Here is a 16412-nt window from a genome sequence, read left to right as displayed (position 1 = left end):
GCCCGCGCGGCGGGCGGCGCAGCGGGAGCCGCGTGCGCGCCGGCGTGCCGGCGGCCACCGGCCCCCGCGGTCCCGGGAACGTGCTCGTGGTCACGGGAGCATCGTCACACGTCCGACGCCGCCACCGGGACGGCTGACGGCGCCGCACCGAGGTCCCCGGGTCAGGTTCCGGGTCCGCGCACCCGCCCGCTCAGGGTCGGGCCGTCAGGGTTCAGGGTCCGGTCAGGGCTGGCCCCGATACCCGCGGGCCGCGCGACGGACGAGCATGGCTGCCATGGACGAGAAGCACGATCCCACCGCACGACCTCCGGGCGCCGAGAGCTCGCCGCCGCCGCCGCCCCCGCCCACCGGTGCGCCGCCCAGCACCGGGCTGGACTCGTTCTTCGACAGCGTCCGGCGCCTCGGCGTGGTCCGCACGCAGGACCGGTGGATCGGTGGCGTCGCCGGGGGCCTCGCCGCCCGGTTCGGCATCGACCCGCTGGTCACGCGCGGCCTGCTCGCCGTGGGCGTGCTGCTGGGCGGCCTCGGGCTCGTCGTGTACGCGATCGGCTGGCTGCTCCTGCCGGAGCAGTCGGACGGCCGGATCCACCTCCAGCAGCTCTTCCGCGGTGACGTGGACGCCGCCGTGGTCGGCGGGATCGCGATGCTCGTCGCCGGCCTGTCCGCGAGCGACGGCTGGGGTGCCGGCCCGTGGTGGGGCTTCGACCTCGGCTGGTGGCACCCGCTGCTGTGGGTGAGCGCCGTCGCGATCGTCGTGGTCCTCGTGGTCACGGGCGCGAACCGTGCCGGTCCCCGCCCCACCCCACCCGCGGGGCCTGCCGGCACCCGCCGTACCGAAGGACCGGTGACGACCTTGTACCCGAACGCGCCCTCCCCGACGTCGCCGCCGTACCCGACCGGGTCGTACCCGACCGCGCCGTACCCGACGGAGCCGTACCCGACCGCGCCGTACGCGACGACGTCGACCACCGAGCGCCCGATCACCGACGACGCGACGGCCGCGTACCCGGCATGCGGGCCCTCGACCACGGCGTACCCGACGGCCGGGCCCTCGACCACGGCGTACCCGACCGCCGCGAGCCCTGCGTCCTCCCCGGCCGCCGTGCCGTACGCCGCGCCCGTGGCGACCCGGCGGCGCCCGCAGGGGCCGGGTCCCGCCACGCTCGCCCTGGTGGCCGCGCTCGCCCTCCTCGTCTTCGCAGGCCTGCTCTACGCGAGCCGGGTGGGCACCTTCACCGGTCCGGTCCTCCTGACGTCCGGCGCCGTCGCCGTGACCCTCCTGGGGGTCGCGATCATCGTGGCCGGGCTCCGCGGCCGGCGCGCCGGTGGCCTCGGCGGGCTCGCCGTCCTCCTGACGATCGTGCTGCTGCCGGCCGGGACCTTCGCGAGCTCGAGGGACGACGGCGGGACCGACTGGAGCTGGGAGGGCCGCGACGGCACCGCGGTCGGCAGTGTGGACCGGACGCCGACGTCGGTGGCCGAGGCCGAGGCCGGCTACTCCGTCGGCGCGGGCGACGTGAGGCTCGACCTCACCGAGCTGCCGCTCGAGGAGGGCGAGACCGTCGTCGTACCGATCGAGGTCGCCGCCGGGGACGTGAGGGTGGTGGTGCCGCAGGGCGCGACCGTCGAGGCCGAGGTCCTGGTCCTCGCCGGCCAGGTCTACTGGTTCGGGGACAAGGTCTACGACGGCATGGGGGCCGCCAGCGAGCGCACGTACCGGTCCGACGAGGTCACGGCCGGCACCGAGCCCGTCCTGCGCCTCGAGATCGACCTGGCCGCCGGCCGCGTCGAGGTCGGTGACGGCCGATGAGCGCCGAGGACCAGCACCCCGCCGACCCGCCGCACGAGGCGGGCGAGCCGCAGCCGACCACGCAGACCCCGGAGGACACCGTGGACGAGACCACCGAGCACCCCACCGCGAGCACGAACCCCACCGACGCCACCGGCCGCGCGAGCGACGAGTCGCACGTCGACGAGCCGGCCGCCCAGGAGCGGGTCGCGCACGAGCCGGCCGCGACGCCGTGGCTGCCCGGGGAGGAGGTCGCGCGCGAGCCCGTCGCCACGCCGCCGGCCGAGACGACGCTGGTCGGGGCGCCGGTGGTCGAGGCGGACGGGATCCGCGTCGGGACAGTCGTGTGGGGCCTGGTCGTCGCGGCCGTGGGGCTCGGCCTCGTCGCGTTCGCCTCCGGGGTCTGGTTCGACCTGGAGCTGGCGCTGATCATCCTGGTCGCCGCCGCCGGCGTGGCCCTGCTCGTCGGGTCGCTCCTGACGGGGCGCCGCCGCCGAGGCTGACCGTCGGGCTGACCCTCGGGCCGACATGGCGAAGGCCGCACCGGGTCCGGTGCGGCCTTCGCCATGCGGACTCTGTCAGGCGGCAGGACCCGTCGGCCGCACGATCTGCGCACCGGCCGGAGCCAGGGCACGCAGGGCGTAGCCGATGAGCAGGAAGAGCAGGCCCATGCCCGCCGCGAAGGCCGCCACGCCGAAGGCGATGACGGAGGTGAAGAGCGAGCTGCGCAGGAACGACGCGTTCATCATCGTGACGCGCACCGGGTCGTCCTGCTCGAGCTCGGCGTAGGTCTTGCCGTCGGACGCGGCAAGCGCGTGGGTGTTGATGATGTCGGCCTGGTAGTAGGCGTCCAGGGGGCCGTCGACGAGCTCGCCCCCGAACATCTGGGCGTCGTCGGCGACGGTGATGTTCTCGTCGACGAGCTGGGTGCGGACCATCACCCACGTGGCCGCTCCGGCGACGATGAGGACGACGCCCGCGATCATGGAGAGAAGGCCGACGACACGGACCGGCTTGGTGCTGGACATGGTGACACCTCTCGGGAGCAGTGCCGCACCGGCGGACCGGCACGCGGGGCCGTTCGCCGCGGCTCCGCTCCCTACTGTGCCAAAGGACCGGGCGCCCGACCGGGGGACACGGCCCCCGCGAGGACGCGGGCGCGGGCGTACTCGGCCTCCGCGGCCGCGAGCGTCGTCGGCCAGTCGAACCGGGGACGCCGTCGCACCGCGTTCTCGCGCAACCTGCCGAGGAGGCCACGGTCCCGGGCCAGCGACACGAGAGCGCGGGCCATGGCGGCGTCGTCGTCCACGAGCAGGCCGTCCTCGCCGTCGGTGACGAACTCGGCGATGCCCGTCCCGCGCCGGGCGAGCACGACGAGGCCGGCGGTCCGGGCCTCGAGCGCCGCGATGCCGAACGCCTCGAGCGCGGCGGGGGCCAGGAAGACGTCGGCGTCCGCGTAGGCGGCACGCACCTCCTCGCGCGGCACCCGGCCGCGCAGCGTCACGACGTCGGCCAGGTCGCGCCGCTCGATGCTGCGCTGCATCGCCGCGCGGCGCGGGCCGTCGCCCAGGACGTCGACCCGCAGCGCGCCGGCCGGCAGCTGCATCGTGGCGTCCTCCACGACGCCGATCAGGGCTCCCCCGCGCTTGCGCGGGGCGAGGCGCATCGTGGCGACGCACCGCACGGGGCCCCCGACCGGGCCGCCCCCGGCGGCGGCCGCCGGCGCCCAGCGCTCGAGGTCCATCCCGTTGGGGACGACGGCGACCGGCGCGCCGAAGGCGTCGCGGACCCGCTCGGCGGCGGCCGAGCTCACGGCCGAGAGCGCCACGGGTGCCTGCGCCCACCGGCTGCGCCGCACGGCCGCGCCCAGCAGCGGCACGGCGCCGTCGAGCATGCAGTGCCAGGTGATCGCGAGCGGGCTGCCGTGGGCCAGGGCCACGCGCGCCCCGTCGAACGCGAAGGGCGACACGACGCCCGCGTGCACGTGGACGACGTCGGGCCGGTGGTCGTCGAGGAGCGCGCGCACGCGCGGCGGCGCCGCCGGGTTCACGGGCAGGTCGAAGGGCATCCGGGCCCCGAGGCGGTGGACCACCACGCCGTCGTCGTCGTGGGCGACCCCGCCCCGCTCCCCGGCGGGCCCGGGCGTCGCGGTCAGGACGTGCACCTCGTGCCCGGCCGCGACCTGGGCGCGCGCGAGGTCGCGGACCTGCGACTCGATCCCGCCGGTGCGGGGCGCGTAGCAGTCGGACACGTGGAAGATGCGCACAATGGGCAGGCTAGCCCCGGCCGGTGTCGCGAGGGGCCGCGCGACGTCCACCCGGTTCCCTCCCGTCCCGCCCGCACCTGCCGATAGGACGACATGGGTACCCGGCCGATCCACGTGCACGCGGGGTTCGCCGGGCTCACCGGCCTGCTGTCCGTGGTCGCGCTCGTCTCGGGCCCCGCGGTCGGGCTCACGGCCGTGGTCCTGTCCGGGCTCGTCCCCGCCGCGCTCTTGGCGTGGCTGCTCGTGCGGCGCCGGGTCCAGGACCCGACGATGTGGTGGTTCGCCCTCGCGGCCCTGGTGCTCCTCGCGCTGCACAACGTCGAGTCCCTGCGCCAGGTGGGCCTGGCCGGTCGGCCCGCCGCCACCGGCCTGCTCTCGCTCGCGACGCTCCCGCTCGGGTACGCCGCACTGCTCGTCGCCGCCCTGCTCATCACGTCCCGCTACGCCCGCACCGACGTCGGCGGCATCGTCGACGCCGTCCTCATCGCGCTCTCCGGCGCGAGCCTGGTGTGGGTCACGGCGCTGAGCCCGGCGCTGACCAGGCTCGACGCGACCGCGGGGACGAGGACCTACAACGTCGTCGTGGTCCTCATCGTGTCCGGTATCGCGGGCGCGGTCGTCCGGGCGGTCATGACCTCGCGTCAGGCCCGGCCGACGCTGTCCTACCTGCTCGTCGCCGTCCTGGCGACCCTGGTCGGCAACGCCGCGCTCCTCCTGACGACGGACCCCGTCACGGGCGCCACGGCGCGGTGGGTCGAGGTGCTCTGGATCATCGGCTACGTCGCGGTGGCGGCGGGCGCGGCCCACCCGGCGCACGCCCACCTGGTGGCCCCGAGCACGCCCCGGGACGGCCGGCTCACGACGGCCCGGCTCGTGCTGCTCGGCGCCGTGCTGGCCCTCAACCCCGTCCTGGCGGGCATCACGGCCCTGCAGGGGCGGGCGGACGTGCTGCTGCTGGTCGCGGCGTCGCTGCTCGTCGTCCCCCTCGCGATGCTGCGCGTCGGGCAGCTCGCCCGGCTCCACGCGGCGGCCGAGGCGCGGCTCGCACGCCTCGCGACGCACGACGACCTCACGGACCTGCCCAACCGGCGCGCCATCGACGACCACCTGGAGGCGGTGCTGGGGCGCGTCGCCGACCGCCGTGCCGCGGGCGCCGTCGTGCTCTTCGTCGACCTGGACGACTTCAAGCTCGTCAACGACCGGCACGGCCACCGCCTCGGCGACGCGCTGCTGGTGACCGTGGCGCAGCGCCTGCGCGCCGCCGTCCGGGCGGGCGACCTGGTCGGGCGCTTCGGCGGCGACGAGTTCGTCGTCGTGCTCGAGGGCGAGCCGGACCTCGTGCGGCCCGAGGCCGAGGCCAGGATCGACGCCGCGCTCGACGCCCCCGTGCACCTCGGCGACGTCGTGACCTCCGCGGGCGCGAGCCTGGGCGCTGCCGAGGTGAGGCCGGGCGACCGGGTCACGGCCGAGCAGCTGCTCTCCGTCGCGGACGCCCGGATGTACGCGCGCAAGCGCGGGCGTCAGGCCGCGGAGGCGCCGCGGGGGTAGGTCACTCCCACTCGATCGTGCCCGGCGGCTTGCTCGTGACGTCGAGGGTCACACGGTTGATCTCGCGGACCTCGTTGGTGATCCGCGTCGAGATCGTCGCCAGCACGTCGTAGGGCACCCGCGCCCAGTCGGCCGTCATGGCGTCCTCGGACGTCACCGGCCGCAGCACCACCGGGTGGCCGTAGGTGCGGCCGTCCCCCTGGACGCCCACCGAGCGGACGTCGCCGAGGAGCACGACCGGGCACTGCCAGATCTGACGGTCCAGGCCCGCGCGCGTCAGCTCCTCGCGCGCGATGGCGTCGGCCTCGCGCAGCACGTCGAGGCGCTCGGCCGTGACCTCGCCGATGATCCGGATGCCGAGGCCGGGCCCGGGGAAGGGCTGGCGCCACACGATCGCGTCCGGCAGGCCGAGCTCGACCCCGACCGCGCGGACCTCGTCCTTGAACAGCGACCGCAGCGGCTCGACGAGCTCGAACTGCAGGTCGTCCGGCAGGCCACCGACGTTGTGGTGCGACTTGATGTTGGCCGCGCCCTCGCCGCCGCCGGACTCGACGACGTCCGGGTACAGCGTGCCCTGCACGAGGAAGCGCACCTCCTCGCCGTGCGCGCCGCTCTCCTGCACGACCTCGCGCGCGGCGGCCTCGAACACGCGGATGAACTCGCGGCCGATGATCTTGCGCTTGGTCTCGGGGTCCGTGACCCCCGCGAGCGCGCCGAGGAAGCGCTCGCGCGCGTCCACGACCTTGAGCTGGACGCCGGTGGCGGCCACGAAGTCCGTCTCCACCTGCTCGGCCTCGCCCTTGCGCAGCAGGCCGTGGTCGACGAAGACGCAGGTGAGCTGGTCACCGACGGCCTTCTGGACCAGCGCGGCGGCGACGGCGGAGTCGACGCCGCCGGAGAGCCCGCAGATCACGCGGGCGTCGCCGACCTGGGCGCGGATCCGCTCGACCTGCTCGGCGATGACGTTGCCCGCCGTCCAGTCCGGGCTCAGGCCCGCGCCGCGGTACAGGAAGTTCTCCAGGGCGTGCTGGCCGAGCGGCGAGTGCCTGACCTCGGGGTGCCACTGCAGGCCGAAGAGCCGGCGCTCGCGGTCCTCGAACGCCGCCACCGGCGAGCCCGACGACGTCGCCAGGACGCTGAAGCCCTCGGGCGCGGCGTGCACGGCGTCGCCGTGGCTCATCCACACCGACTGCTCCGTGGGTGAGCCCGTGAGCAGCACGCCCGTCTGCGGCACGCTGACGTGGGTGCCGCCGTACTCGCGCGAACCGGTCTGCGCGACGTCGCCGCCGAGCGCCTGCGCCATCGCCTGGAAGCCGTAGCAGATGCCGAGCACGGGCACGCCGGTCTCGAACAGGGCCGGGTCCACGGCCGGCGCACCCTCGGCGTAGACGCTCGCCGGACCGCCGGACAGGATCACCGCGGAGGGCTTCTTGGCGAGGATCTGCTCGACCGACGCCGTGTGCGGAACGATCTCGGAGTAGACCTTGGCCTCGCGCACGCGGCGCGCGATGAGCTGCGCGTACTGGGCGCCGAAGTCGACGACGAGGACGGGTCCCGCCTCGTCGGGCGTCGGGGTGGTCGGGGAAGCCGGCTGCGCGGAGTCGCTCACCCTCCCGAGTCTAGTGAGGCGCCGTCGTGCCCATGACGGGCGTCCGCCCCGCGGCGGACCGCTGCAGGACCGCGCCGACGCCGAGCGCGAGGCCGGTCCCGAGCACCAGCTCGACCGCGAGCACTGCCACGCGCTCGACGTCCAGGTAGACGTGGCCCGTGGAGGCCAAGGTCACCAGCACGTCGACGACGGTCCCCACCACCAGCACCGGGACGCCGGCGACAACCCAGTGCCACAGCGGCCGGCCGGCGGCCCGCCCCGGCGGCAGGCTGAAGCTCAGGACGGCCATGAGGACGCCGACCAGCCCGGCGACGACGCCGGCGACCGTCAGCGCCGCGTACAGGCCGAACCCCGGCACCGTCCCCTGGAACAGGATGGCGACCATCCCCGCGCCCGTGGCGATCACGCGGGCGACCAGCACGCCGACCAACCACGCGAGCGCGACCCGCCGGGCGCCCAGCGCGGGTACCGCGCGCTGGGGCAGGGGTGCGGTCACCGGCGTGCGCCGGCGGTGGTGCGGGCGACGGGGCGCCCGGTGGCGACCTGCGCCTCGCCGTCGGTGTGGACCCGGCGCTCGACCACGAACGACATCACGGGGACGACGCCCCCGAGCACCATCGCGACCAGGCGGCCGAAGCGCCAGCGCATCGTCGACCACAGGTCCATCACCGTCACGAGGTAGACGACGTAGACCCAGCCGTGGGCGAAGGGGATCCACTCGATCCAGCGCAGGACGTCGTCGCCGGGCTGGATCGCGTACTTGATCGTCATCTCGACGACGAGGATCAGGAGCATCACGCCCGTGACCCACGCCATCACGCGGTAGCGCGTGAGCGCTCCGGTCGCCTTGGTCACCCAGTCCTTGCCCGCCACGCGAACCCCTCCGTCCGGCCGATCGCTGCGCCCATCCTGCCGCACCGGCCGACCCGCCCGGGGCCACGCGCGGCGTCGCTCACCCTCCCGCGTCTAGTGAGGCGCCGTCGTGCCCATGACGGGCGTCCGCCCGGCGGCGGACCGCTGCAGGACCGCGCCGACGCCGACCGCGACGCCCGCGGCGAGCAGCACCCCGAGCGCGTCGAGGGCGAGCGCGACGACGTCGGGAGAGATCACGTGGAGCAGCAGCGACGCGTCGACCGGGTACCCCCACGTCAGCAGCCAGACGACCACGCCGAGCACCTGCACCACCAGCACCGGCGGCACACCGGCCAGGAGCCAGTGCCACCAGGGCCGCCCCCCGGCGCGGCCGCCGGCGGCGAGCACGAGGACCGCGACGACCGCACCGAGGGCCGCGAGCACCGGGCCGGTGGCGTAGCCCGCCACGATGGCGAGGTCGATGTCCACCAGGCTGAAGAGCAGCACGTTCTGCGCCATGCCGAGCAGCTCGATCGTCACGACGCCGGCGAGCCACGCGAGCAGCAGGCGGCCGGCACCCAACGAACGCTGCGGAGGCCGCGGGCGTCCCGGCTGATCCGGGCGTCCGGTCGGACGGTGCCCCGGTCCGGGCGGGGGCGGCGCGCCATCGATCATGCTCACAAGGTAGAGGAGAACCAGCCGCGCGCGAAGGGGATCCACTCGAGCCGGCGCCGCTCGCGGCGTGCCGTGCTGCGGTACATAAAGCGGTCAGGTGATGTCGCAGGTGGGACGTACCGTTGCTGACCGTGCGCCAGCTTCCCTACGCCGATCCCGGCACCCCTCCCCTGACGTCCGCAGCCGCCTACCTCTGGTGGGTGGCGCGACGCCAGGGCGGGCTCATGGTCGCCGCCGCCGTGATGGCCATCGGCTCGTCGGTCTCCCTCGCGGCGCTGCCGTACATGCTGGGCCGCGTCGTCGACGGCGGCCTCGACGACGGCCTCTCGCGCGAGCTGCTGCTCGGCACCCTGGCCCTGCTCGGCGTCGGCCTCGTGCTCGTCGTCTGCAACGTCGTGGGGCACCGGCTCGAGGTCGAGAACTGGCTCCGGGGCGCGTTCCGGACCTCGCAGCTGGTCGGGCACCACGTCAGCCGCACGGGCGACGCCGTGACCGCCGAGCTGCCGACCGGCGAGGTGGTCTCCACCGTCGCCTCCGACTCGCTGCGCGTCGGCGAGGTGTACTACACGACGTCGCGCTTCGTCGGCGGCGTCGTGGCGTACGTCGTCGTCGCCTTCCTGCTGCTGAACAGCTCCGTGACGCTCGGCGTCGCCGTCCTGGTCGGGCTGCCCGCGGTCGCCGGCGTGCTGGCCCTGCTCGTGCGGCCGCTGCAGAAGCGCCAGGCGGCCCAGCGCGAGGCCGCGGGCCGGCTCACCACGCTGGGTGCCGACACCGTCTCGGGCCTGCGCGTGCTGCGCGGCATCGGGGGCGAGGAGGTCTTCGCCGGGCGGTACCGCGCGCAGTCCCAGCGCGTGCGCGAGGCGGGTGTGCGCGTCGCGCAGACGCAGTCGCTCCTCGACGCGATGCAGGCCCTGCTGCCGGGGCTGTTCCTCGCCGCGGTCGTGTGGTTCGGCGCCCGCCTGGCGCTGTCCGGCGAGATCACGCCCGGGCAGCTCGTCGCCTTCTACGGCTACGCCGCGTTCCTCACGGAGCCCCTCCAGGCCGCGACGCAGTTCCTGCACACCATGACCCGCGCCGTCGTCGGCGTGCGCAAGATCCTCACGGTGCTGCGCGTCCCGGTGACCGGCGCCGAGGCGGAGCAGGCCGGGCCGGCGACGGCCGGCCGACCCACCGCCATGCCCGCCACCAACGACCTGGTCGACGAGGACACCGGCCTGGTGGTGCCCGCGGGACGCGTCGTGGCCCTGGTCAGCGCCGACCCGGACGAGACCGCGGCCGTGGCCACCCGGCTCGGGCTGCTGGGCACCGAGAACGCCGACGCGGGTGCCCGGGTGCGCCTCGGCGGCGTCCCCCTCGCCGAGCTGGGGCTGGCCGAGGTCCACCGCCGCATCGTGGTCGCCGAGTCCACGCCGCACCTGTTCACCGGCACGCTGCGCGACGAGCTGGCCGTCCGGGACGGGGCCGGTGACGACGGCGACGAGCGCCTGCTCGCGGCGCTCGAGGCCGCCGACGCGCACGACGTGCTCGACGCGCTCCCCGGGCGTCTCGACGGCGAAGTCGCCGAGAAGGGCCGCTCGCTGTCGGGTGGCCAGCGCCAGCGCGTGGCGCTGGCCCGGTCGCTGCTGACCGAGCCCGAGGTGCTCGTGCTCGTGGAGCCGACGTCGGCCGTCGACGCGCACACCGAGGCGCGCATCGCGGAGCGGCTGGCCGCCTACCGGGCAGGGCGCACGACCGTCGTCGTGACGTCGAGCCCGCTCGTGCTCGACCGCGTGGACGAGGTCGTCCTGCTCGCGGGCGGCGTGGTCCGCGCCCGGGGCACGCACCGCGAGCTCCTGGCGCCCGGCGCCGGGGCCCAGGGGCGCGCGTACCGCGCCGTCGTCAGCCGGGCCTCGGCCGACGCCGAGACCCAGACCGATCAGGGGACCACCGAGGAGGTGCGCCGTGAAGCTGCCCGTCGCTGACAGCGCCGCGCTGCGCGCGCACACCGGGGTGCTGCTGCGGCGGCACCGGGCCGCGCTGGCCCGCGTCCTGCTGCTCCACACCCTGGCGGCGACCGCGGGTCTGGCGGGCCCCTGGCTCCTCGGGCGCATGGTGGACGCGGTGACGCACGGCACCAGCGCGTCGTTCGTCGACCAGGCCGTGGCGTTCCTCGTGCTCGCGGTCCTCGCCCAGACCGTGCTGATCCGCTACGCCCAGCGCGGCGCCATGGTGCTGGGCGAGACCGTGTTCGCCGAGCTCCGCGAGGAGTTCGTGGGCACGGTGACGCGGCTGCCGCTGTCGACCGTCGAGCGCGCCGGCACCGGTGACCTCGTGGCCCGCACGACCAACGACATCGACCGCGTCCAGCACACGATCCGCTTCGGCGTGCCGCGCGTCCTGGTCTCGGCGGCGACCATCACGCTCACGCTCGCGGCCGCCGTCGCCGTGAGCTGGCAGGTGGCCGCGGCGCTGGTCGTCGGCGCCCCGAGCGTGGTCCTGACCACGCGCTGGTACCTGCGGCGTGCGGCGCCCGCCTACCTGCGCGAGTCGGCCGCCTACGCCACGCTCAACGGCACGATCACGGAGTCGGTCGAGGGTGCGCGGACCGTGGATGCGCTGGGGCTGGGCCGTCGCCGGCGCGAGCGCGTCGACGCCGACCTGCGCGAGGCGTTCGCCGCCGAGAGCCACACGCTCTGGCTGCGCAGCATCCTGTTCCCCGGCATCGACCTGTCGTTCGTCCTGCCGGTCGTCGCCACCGTGCTGTGGGGCGCCTGGCTGGTGTCGACCGGCTCGGTGAGCGTCGGCGCGGTCACCACCATCGCCGTGTACGCGCTGCAGGTGATGCACCCGATCGGCGAGCTCATCTACTGGCTCGACGAGATCCAGGTCGGCGCCACCTCCCTCGCCCGGATCATCGGCGTGCAGCAGGTGGCACCGGACCGCACCGCCAGGCCGGACGCCGTGCCGGCCGACGAGCACGTCGTCGCCTCGGGCGTGCGCTATGCGTACCGGCCGGGCCACGACGTCCTGCACGGCGTCGATCTCGACCTGGGGCTGGGCGAGCGCCTGGCCGTCGTGGGGCCGTCGGGCGCGGGCAAGTCGACCCTCGGGCGGATGCTCGCGGGCATCCACCCGCCCACGCGAGGGACGGTGACGGTGGGGGGCGTCCCGCTGGTCGACCTGCCCCTGGACGACCTGCGCGGGCACGTCGCGCTCGTGACGCAGGAGCACCACGTCTTCGTCGGCACGATCGAGGAGAACCTGCGGCTGGCCCGTCCCGAGGCGGACGACGACGAGCTGCGCCGTGCGCTCGCCGCCGTCGACGCCACCTGGGTCGACGCGCTGCCCGACGGGCTCGCCACCGAGGTGGGCTCGGGCGGGCTGACGCTGACGCCCGCGCAGGCGCAGCAGGTCGCCCTGGCGCGGCTCGTCCTCCTCGACCCGCACACCCTCGTGCTGGACGAGGCGACCTCGCTGCTCGACCCGCGCGCCGCGCGGCACCTCGAGCGGTCGCTCTCGGCCGTGCTGACCGGCCGCACGGTCGTCGCCATCGCGCACCGCCTCCACACGGCGCACGACGCCGACCGGGTCGCGGTGGTCGACGCCGGCCGGATCACGGAGATCGGCTCGCACGACGAGCTCGTCGCCGCGGGCGGGGAGTACGCCGCGCTGTGGCGGTCCTGGCAGCAGGACTGACGCGCCAGGCCCTCGGCCTCACGTGCGCGTCCGGATCCCGGGCGATGCCTGGTGCGTGTCGGTGGCCGTTAGTACACTAGTTCGATCGGCGGCGAACCGGTGCACAGGGGGCGAGATGGTCCAGGCGGGTGGCGAGGTCGAAGGCCTCGACGCGCTGGTCGCCCGGCTGCGCGCCGACGCCGCCGCGCTGGCGGCGATGCCGTTGAGCGGCCTGGAGGGGCCTCGGGCCTCGGCGGTGCGCCAGGAGCTGCGGGTGGTCGGAGACCAGATCCACCTCGCATCCTCCGTGCTCCTCGCCGCAGTCGAGGCCGACGGGCGCTGGGCCCTGGGCGGCGCGGACCGCACGCTCGCGGGTCACGTGGCCCGCCGGGAGGGCATCGCCTACGGCGACGCGAACCGCCAGGCCCAGCTCGGGCGGGTCATGGGTGAGCTGCCCGTCGCCCGCGACGCGGTCGCGACAGGGGAGATCACGCGCGGCCACGCCGAGGCGCTCAGCCGCCTGGTGTCCTCCCCCGCCCGGCGCGCCGCCCTGGCCAGCGACCTGCCCGACCGCAACGAAGCGTTCTTCGTCGACCAGGCCAAACGCCTGGGGGTCGACGAGTTCCGGCGGCTGGCCAGTCGCATGGCCGCGAAGCTCGACGACCAGGCCGCCGAGCGCGAGCACCGCCAGGCCGTCGCGCTACAGCGCCTCACCTTGACCCCGCGCGGCGACGGCGTCACGGTCGCGGGGTTCCTCACGCACGAGAACGGTCAGCTCCTGGCCACCGCCGTCCGATCCATCGCCGGCGTGCCGGCCAAGGACGACCAGCGGCCCGTCGAGCAGCGCCAGGCCGAAGCGCTGGTCGACCTCGCCCGCCTGGTCCTGGACAAGGGCCTGACCGGTGTCGGCGCACAGGTCCGCCCGCACCTGAACGTCCACGTCTCCTGGGACACCTTCCAGCGCCTGGCCACCGACGCGGCCGCCCGCGACGGCGACGGCGCACCCGCCCAGCGCACCGGGCTCGAAGCCGATCTCCTCGACCCCGCCGAGCTCGACTCCGGCGACCCGGTCCCACCCTCGGTCCTGGCGCGCATCGCCTGCGACTCCGAGGTCACCCGCATCGTGTTCGGACCCGAGAGCCAGATCCTCGACGTCGGCCAGGACGAGCGCACCTACACCAAGGAGCTGCGCCGCGCGGTCATCGCCCGCGACCGGCACTGCCAGTACCCCGGATGCACCGCACCACCCACCCTCGGCGAGATCCACCACATCCGGTGGTGGTCACGCGGCGGCGACACCTCCACCGACAACGGCGTCCTTCTCTGCTGGCACCACCACGACCACGTCCACACCCACGACCTACGCATCACCCGAGTCCCCCACGGGTTCGAGTTCCGACACCCCGACGGCAGACCCGCCGTTCTGCCCGAACCGGCCGAGGCCGGACCACCGGGACGCGCCGTCCCCGCGGCGGTGGAGCGTAGAACCGGCGCACCACCGGGCGACGACGCGTTGGCGCTCGCATGCTGACCCCTCCCGGGACGCAGCGCGCGGCCCCGGCAGGTGCGGCGTGCAGCCCTCCCCGCCCGTCAGGCGGTGCCCTGCGCGGGCACGCCGGTCCTCCGGCCCAGGCGGGCGAGCACGGTGGTGGCGCGGTCGGCACCCGCGGCCGGCTCGACGCCCGGCCTGCAGATGCCCTCCATGTACAGGGCGTCACCGAAGCCGGCGGCACCGGCCTCCATGCGGTCGACCTCGGCCTCCGTGAGCCCGGGGTCGGCACCCACGGCCGTCGCGACGTCCCAGCGGTGCACGACCATGTCCCACACGTAGAACTGCACCAGCGCCGCCCCGAGCGTCGTCGGGCCGAAGAACCCGTCGAAGCCCTTCGTGGCCACCTCCTCGTCCGCGAGCGCGGCGCGCACGCGCGCGGCGTGCGCGTGCCAGGCGGCGGCGGGGTCGGCGACGACGTCGGGCGCGGCACCCAGGTCGATGCCGCGCTCCGCGAAGAACGAGCGCTGGGTCTCGACCATGTGCGCGACCACGTCGCGCGCGGCCCAGCCCTCGCACGGCGAGGGCCGGTCCCACGCGTCCGGAGGCGTCGCGTCGATCAGGGCGGTCAGCGGGCGGTCGGCGGTCTCGTACTGCTCCAACGTGGTGTCCATGCCCGGGACGCTAGGCCGCGCCACCATCATGGCTCTTGATGAAACCCGACACGGTGACGCCGCCGGGCCGCGCTGACGCGGCGTACGCGGTCGAGCGCGCCCACCTCAAGCGCCCCGACGACGCCTCCCACGAGATGTTCCGGTACCCGGTGAGCCCCGACCTCGCCGACCTCGCACTGCGGTTCTGGATCCCCGTGTGGTCCGTCCCACCGGGCGAGGAGGCACCCCAGCGCGTCCTGCAGTACCCCGTCTGCCTGCTCGTCGTCAGCGCGGACTACGCCCGCTTCTACGGCCCCGTCTCCGGGCTGTCCACGACGGTCCTCACGGGCGACGGCTGGGCCGTCGGCGTGATGTGCCGGCCCGCGGCCGGGTACCTGCTCACCGGCGGACCGGTCGCGGACCACACCGACCGTCACGTGGACGTCGAGCAGGTGATCGGCGCCGAACCCGCATCCCGGCTCGTCGGGCGCGTGCGCGCGGCGATGGCGGGCGACCCGCGCTCCCCGGACGCGCACCGCGCCGCCATGGCCGCGTGCGAGGAGGTCCTGCGGCGCCACCTGCCCGTCGACGACGAGGGCCGCCTCGTGAACCGCATCGTGGACCTCGTGGAGCACCGGGACGACCTCACCCGCGTGACGCAGCTGTGCGCGGAGGTCGGCCTGAGCGAGCGGTCCCTGCAGCGGCTCGCGCACCGGCGGCTCGGGCTCACCCCCCGCTGGCTGATCCAGCGTCGCCGGCTGCACCAGGCCACCGAGCACCTGCGCGCCGGGACGGCGACCCTCAGCGAGGTCGCGGCCCGCCTCGGCTACGCGGACCAGCCGCACTTCCACCACGACCTCGTCCGGGCCACGGGCACCACGCCCGGGGAGTTCGTGGCCCAGCACCGCCGCGGTATTACCGAGGCGCCCTAGCCCCCGCAGGCGGCAGGATGCCGGCCATGACGATCATCGACGAACAGGGGCGGCCCGAGCCGCCGGTCGCGGCCGACGAGACGAGCACGCTGCTCGGCTACCTCGAGTACCACCGGGCGACGCTCGAGTGGAAGTGCGCGGGCCTCGACGCCGCGGGGCTCAGCACGACGGTCGGCGCGTCCACCATGACGCTCGGCGGCCTCCTCAAGCACCTCACCTTCGTCGAGGACCACTGGTCCTCCTGGTTCCTGCACGGCCGGGAGCGGCACGCGCCCTGGGACACCGTCGACTGGGCCGCCGACGAGGACTGGGACTGGCACTCGGCCGCCGAGGACTCGCCCGAGGCGCTGCGCGGGATGTGGCACGAGGCCGTCGAGCGCTCGCGCCGCGACGTCGCCGACGCCCTCGACGAGGGCGGGCTCGACCAGCTCACCGTGCGCAGCTGGCGCGACGGTCGCACGCCCAACCTCCGGTGGGTCCTGGTCCACCTCGTCGAGGAGTACGCGCGCCACAACGGCCACGCCGACCTGCTGCGGGAGGCCGTCGACGGCGCCACGGGTGACTGAGCCCCGCGCGGCGGGGTGCAGGCTGGTGCCGTGGACCTGAACCTGCCCCGCCTCGGCCTCGTGGTCGTCGACGACGACGAGCTGCGATGGCGGTTCTCACGGTCCAGCGGGCCCGGCGGCCAGGGCGTCAACACCACCGACTCGCGCGTCGAGCTGTCGTGGGACCTCGCGCGCACGCCGTCCCTGCCGGCCGAGGTGCGGGACCGCGCCGTCGCGGCGCTCGCACCGCGCCTGGTCGACGGCGTGCTGACGGTCGCCGCGTCCGAGCACCGCTCCCAGCTCCGCAACCGCCAGGCCGCCACCGAGCGCCTCGCCCGGCTGGTCGCCGAGTCGCTGCACGAGCAGACGCCGCGCCGCGCCGCGCGGCCCAGCCGCGCCT

At 75.5% G+C, this 16412-nt stretch carries 16 protein-coding genes; 9 read left to right on the top strand and 7 right to left on the bottom strand.

The window, feature by feature from the left end; genetic code table 11:
* Positions 1–274: 274 nt before the first annotated feature.
* On the top strand, positions 275–1810 hold the full coding sequence (locus IDM29_RS08585; RefSeq protein WP_182111963.1) for a PspC domain-containing protein: 1536 nt from the start codon (positions 275–277) through the stop codon (positions 1808–1810).
* Entirely contained in the window at positions 1807–2292 is a 486-nt protein-coding gene (locus tag IDM29_RS17290; protein ID WP_255491627.1) for a hypothetical protein, read from the top strand. Before IDM29_RS08585 ends, IDM29_RS17290 begins: the two co-directional genes overlap by 4 nt.
* Before the next feature lie 75 nt (positions 2293–2367).
* On the opposite strand, the gene IDM29_RS08575 is transcribed toward IDM29_RS17290, so the two are convergent.
* Complete coding sequence (locus IDM29_RS08575) at positions 2368–2817, bottom strand: aromatic ring-opening dioxygenase LigA (RefSeq protein ID WP_182111964.1); 450 nt, start codon at positions 2815–2817, stop codon at positions 2368–2370.
* 71 nt (positions 2818–2888) lie between these two features.
* A complete protein-coding gene (locus tag IDM29_RS08570; RefSeq protein ID WP_182111965.1) occupies positions 2889–4055 on the bottom strand; it encodes a glycosyltransferase family 4 protein in 1167 nt (388 codons plus the stop codon).
* Between the two features lie 93 nt (positions 4056–4148).
* Between IDM29_RS08570 and IDM29_RS08565 the strand changes: the two genes are divergently transcribed.
* Positions 4149–5603 carry a GGDEF domain-containing protein gene (locus IDM29_RS08565; RefSeq protein ID WP_182111966.1) on the top strand — a complete coding sequence of 485 codons (1455 nt, stop codon included), beginning with the start codon at positions 4149–4151 and terminating at the stop codon, positions 5601–5603.
* Between the two features lies 1 nt (position 5604).
* On the opposite strand, the gene guaA is transcribed toward IDM29_RS08565, so the two are convergent.
* The 4 genes from guaA to IDM29_RS08545 all read right to left on the bottom strand — a co-directional run bounded on the left by guaA (position 5605) and on the right by IDM29_RS08545 (position 8646).
* Complete coding sequence (gene guaA / locus IDM29_RS08560; RefSeq protein ID WP_182111967.1) at positions 5605–7212, bottom strand: glutamine-hydrolyzing GMP synthase; 1608 nt, start codon at positions 7210–7212, stop codon at positions 5605–5607.
* Between the two features lie 10 nt (positions 7213–7222).
* Positions 7223–7708, bottom strand: coding sequence for a hypothetical protein (locus IDM29_RS08555; protein WP_182111968.1), 486 nt, complete (start codon positions 7706–7708; stop codon positions 7223–7225).
* Positions 7705–8028 (bottom strand): DUF3817 domain-containing protein, encoded by a 324-nt coding sequence (locus IDM29_RS08550; protein WP_182114277.1) that lies wholly within the window; start codon positions 8026–8028, stop codon positions 7705–7707. The genes IDM29_RS08555 and IDM29_RS08550 overlap by 4 nt, the downstream gene beginning before the upstream one ends.
* A gap of 150 nt (positions 8029–8178) precedes the next feature.
* Positions 8179–8646: a hypothetical protein gene (locus IDM29_RS08545; RefSeq protein ID WP_182111969.1), complete on the bottom strand. Its 468-nt coding sequence runs from the start codon at positions 8644–8646 to the stop codon at positions 8179–8181.
* A gap of 224 nt (positions 8647–8870) precedes the next feature.
* On the opposite strand from IDM29_RS08545, the gene IDM29_RS08540 reads away from it, so the two are divergent.
* The 3 genes from IDM29_RS08540 to IDM29_RS08530 all read left to right on the top strand — a co-directional run bounded on the left by IDM29_RS08540 (position 8871) and on the right by IDM29_RS08530 (position 13924).
* Positions 8871–10700 carry an ABC transporter ATP-binding protein gene (locus IDM29_RS08540; RefSeq protein WP_182111970.1) on the top strand — a complete coding sequence of 610 codons (1830 nt, stop codon included), beginning with the start codon at positions 8871–8873 and terminating at the stop codon, positions 10698–10700.
* On the top strand, positions 10681–12414 hold the full coding sequence (locus tag IDM29_RS08535; protein WP_182111971.1) for an ABC transporter ATP-binding protein: 1734 nt from the start codon (positions 10681–10683) through the stop codon (positions 12412–12414). Before IDM29_RS08540 ends, IDM29_RS08535 begins: the two co-directional genes overlap by 20 nt.
* A gap of 115 nt (positions 12415–12529) precedes the next feature.
* Positions 12530–13924, top strand: coding sequence for an HNH endonuclease signature motif containing protein (locus IDM29_RS08530; protein ID WP_182111972.1), 1395 nt, complete (start codon positions 12530–12532; stop codon positions 13922–13924).
* Positions 13925–13983: 59 nt separating this feature from the next.
* On the opposite strand, the gene IDM29_RS08525 is transcribed toward IDM29_RS08530, so the two are convergent.
* Complete coding sequence (locus tag IDM29_RS08525) at positions 13984–14556, bottom strand: TIGR03086 family metal-binding protein (RefSeq protein ID WP_182111973.1); 573 nt, start codon at positions 14554–14556, stop codon at positions 13984–13986.
* Positions 14557–14594: 38 nt separating this feature from the next.
* Between IDM29_RS08525 and IDM29_RS08520 the strand changes: the two genes are divergently transcribed.
* From IDM29_RS08520 to arfB, 3 genes are all read left to right on the top strand, one after another.
* On the top strand, positions 14595–15467 hold the full coding sequence (locus IDM29_RS08520) for an AraC family transcriptional regulator (RefSeq protein ID WP_182111974.1): 873 nt from the start codon (positions 14595–14597) through the stop codon (positions 15465–15467).
* Positions 15468–15493: 26 nt separating this feature from the next.
* The gene (locus tag IDM29_RS08515; RefSeq protein WP_182111975.1) at positions 15494–16033 is read left to right on the top strand and encodes a DinB family protein; all 540 of its coding nucleotides are present in this window, start codon (positions 15494–15496) and stop codon (positions 16031–16033) included.
* Positions 16034–16063: 30 nt separating this feature from the next.
* Positions 16064–16412: alternative ribosome rescue aminoacyl-tRNA hydrolase ArfB (gene arfB, locus IDM29_RS08510; protein ID WP_309232698.1), on the top strand; the 349-nt coding region annotated here is incomplete at its 3' end.

Origin of the sequence: Actinotalea sp. JY-7885 (assembly GCF_014525465.1) — a bacterium.
Taxonomy (GTDB): Bacteria; Actinomycetota; Actinomycetes; order Actinomycetales; family Cellulomonadaceae; genus Actinotalea.
This window is presented reverse-complemented; position numbering and strand designations above follow the sequence as displayed.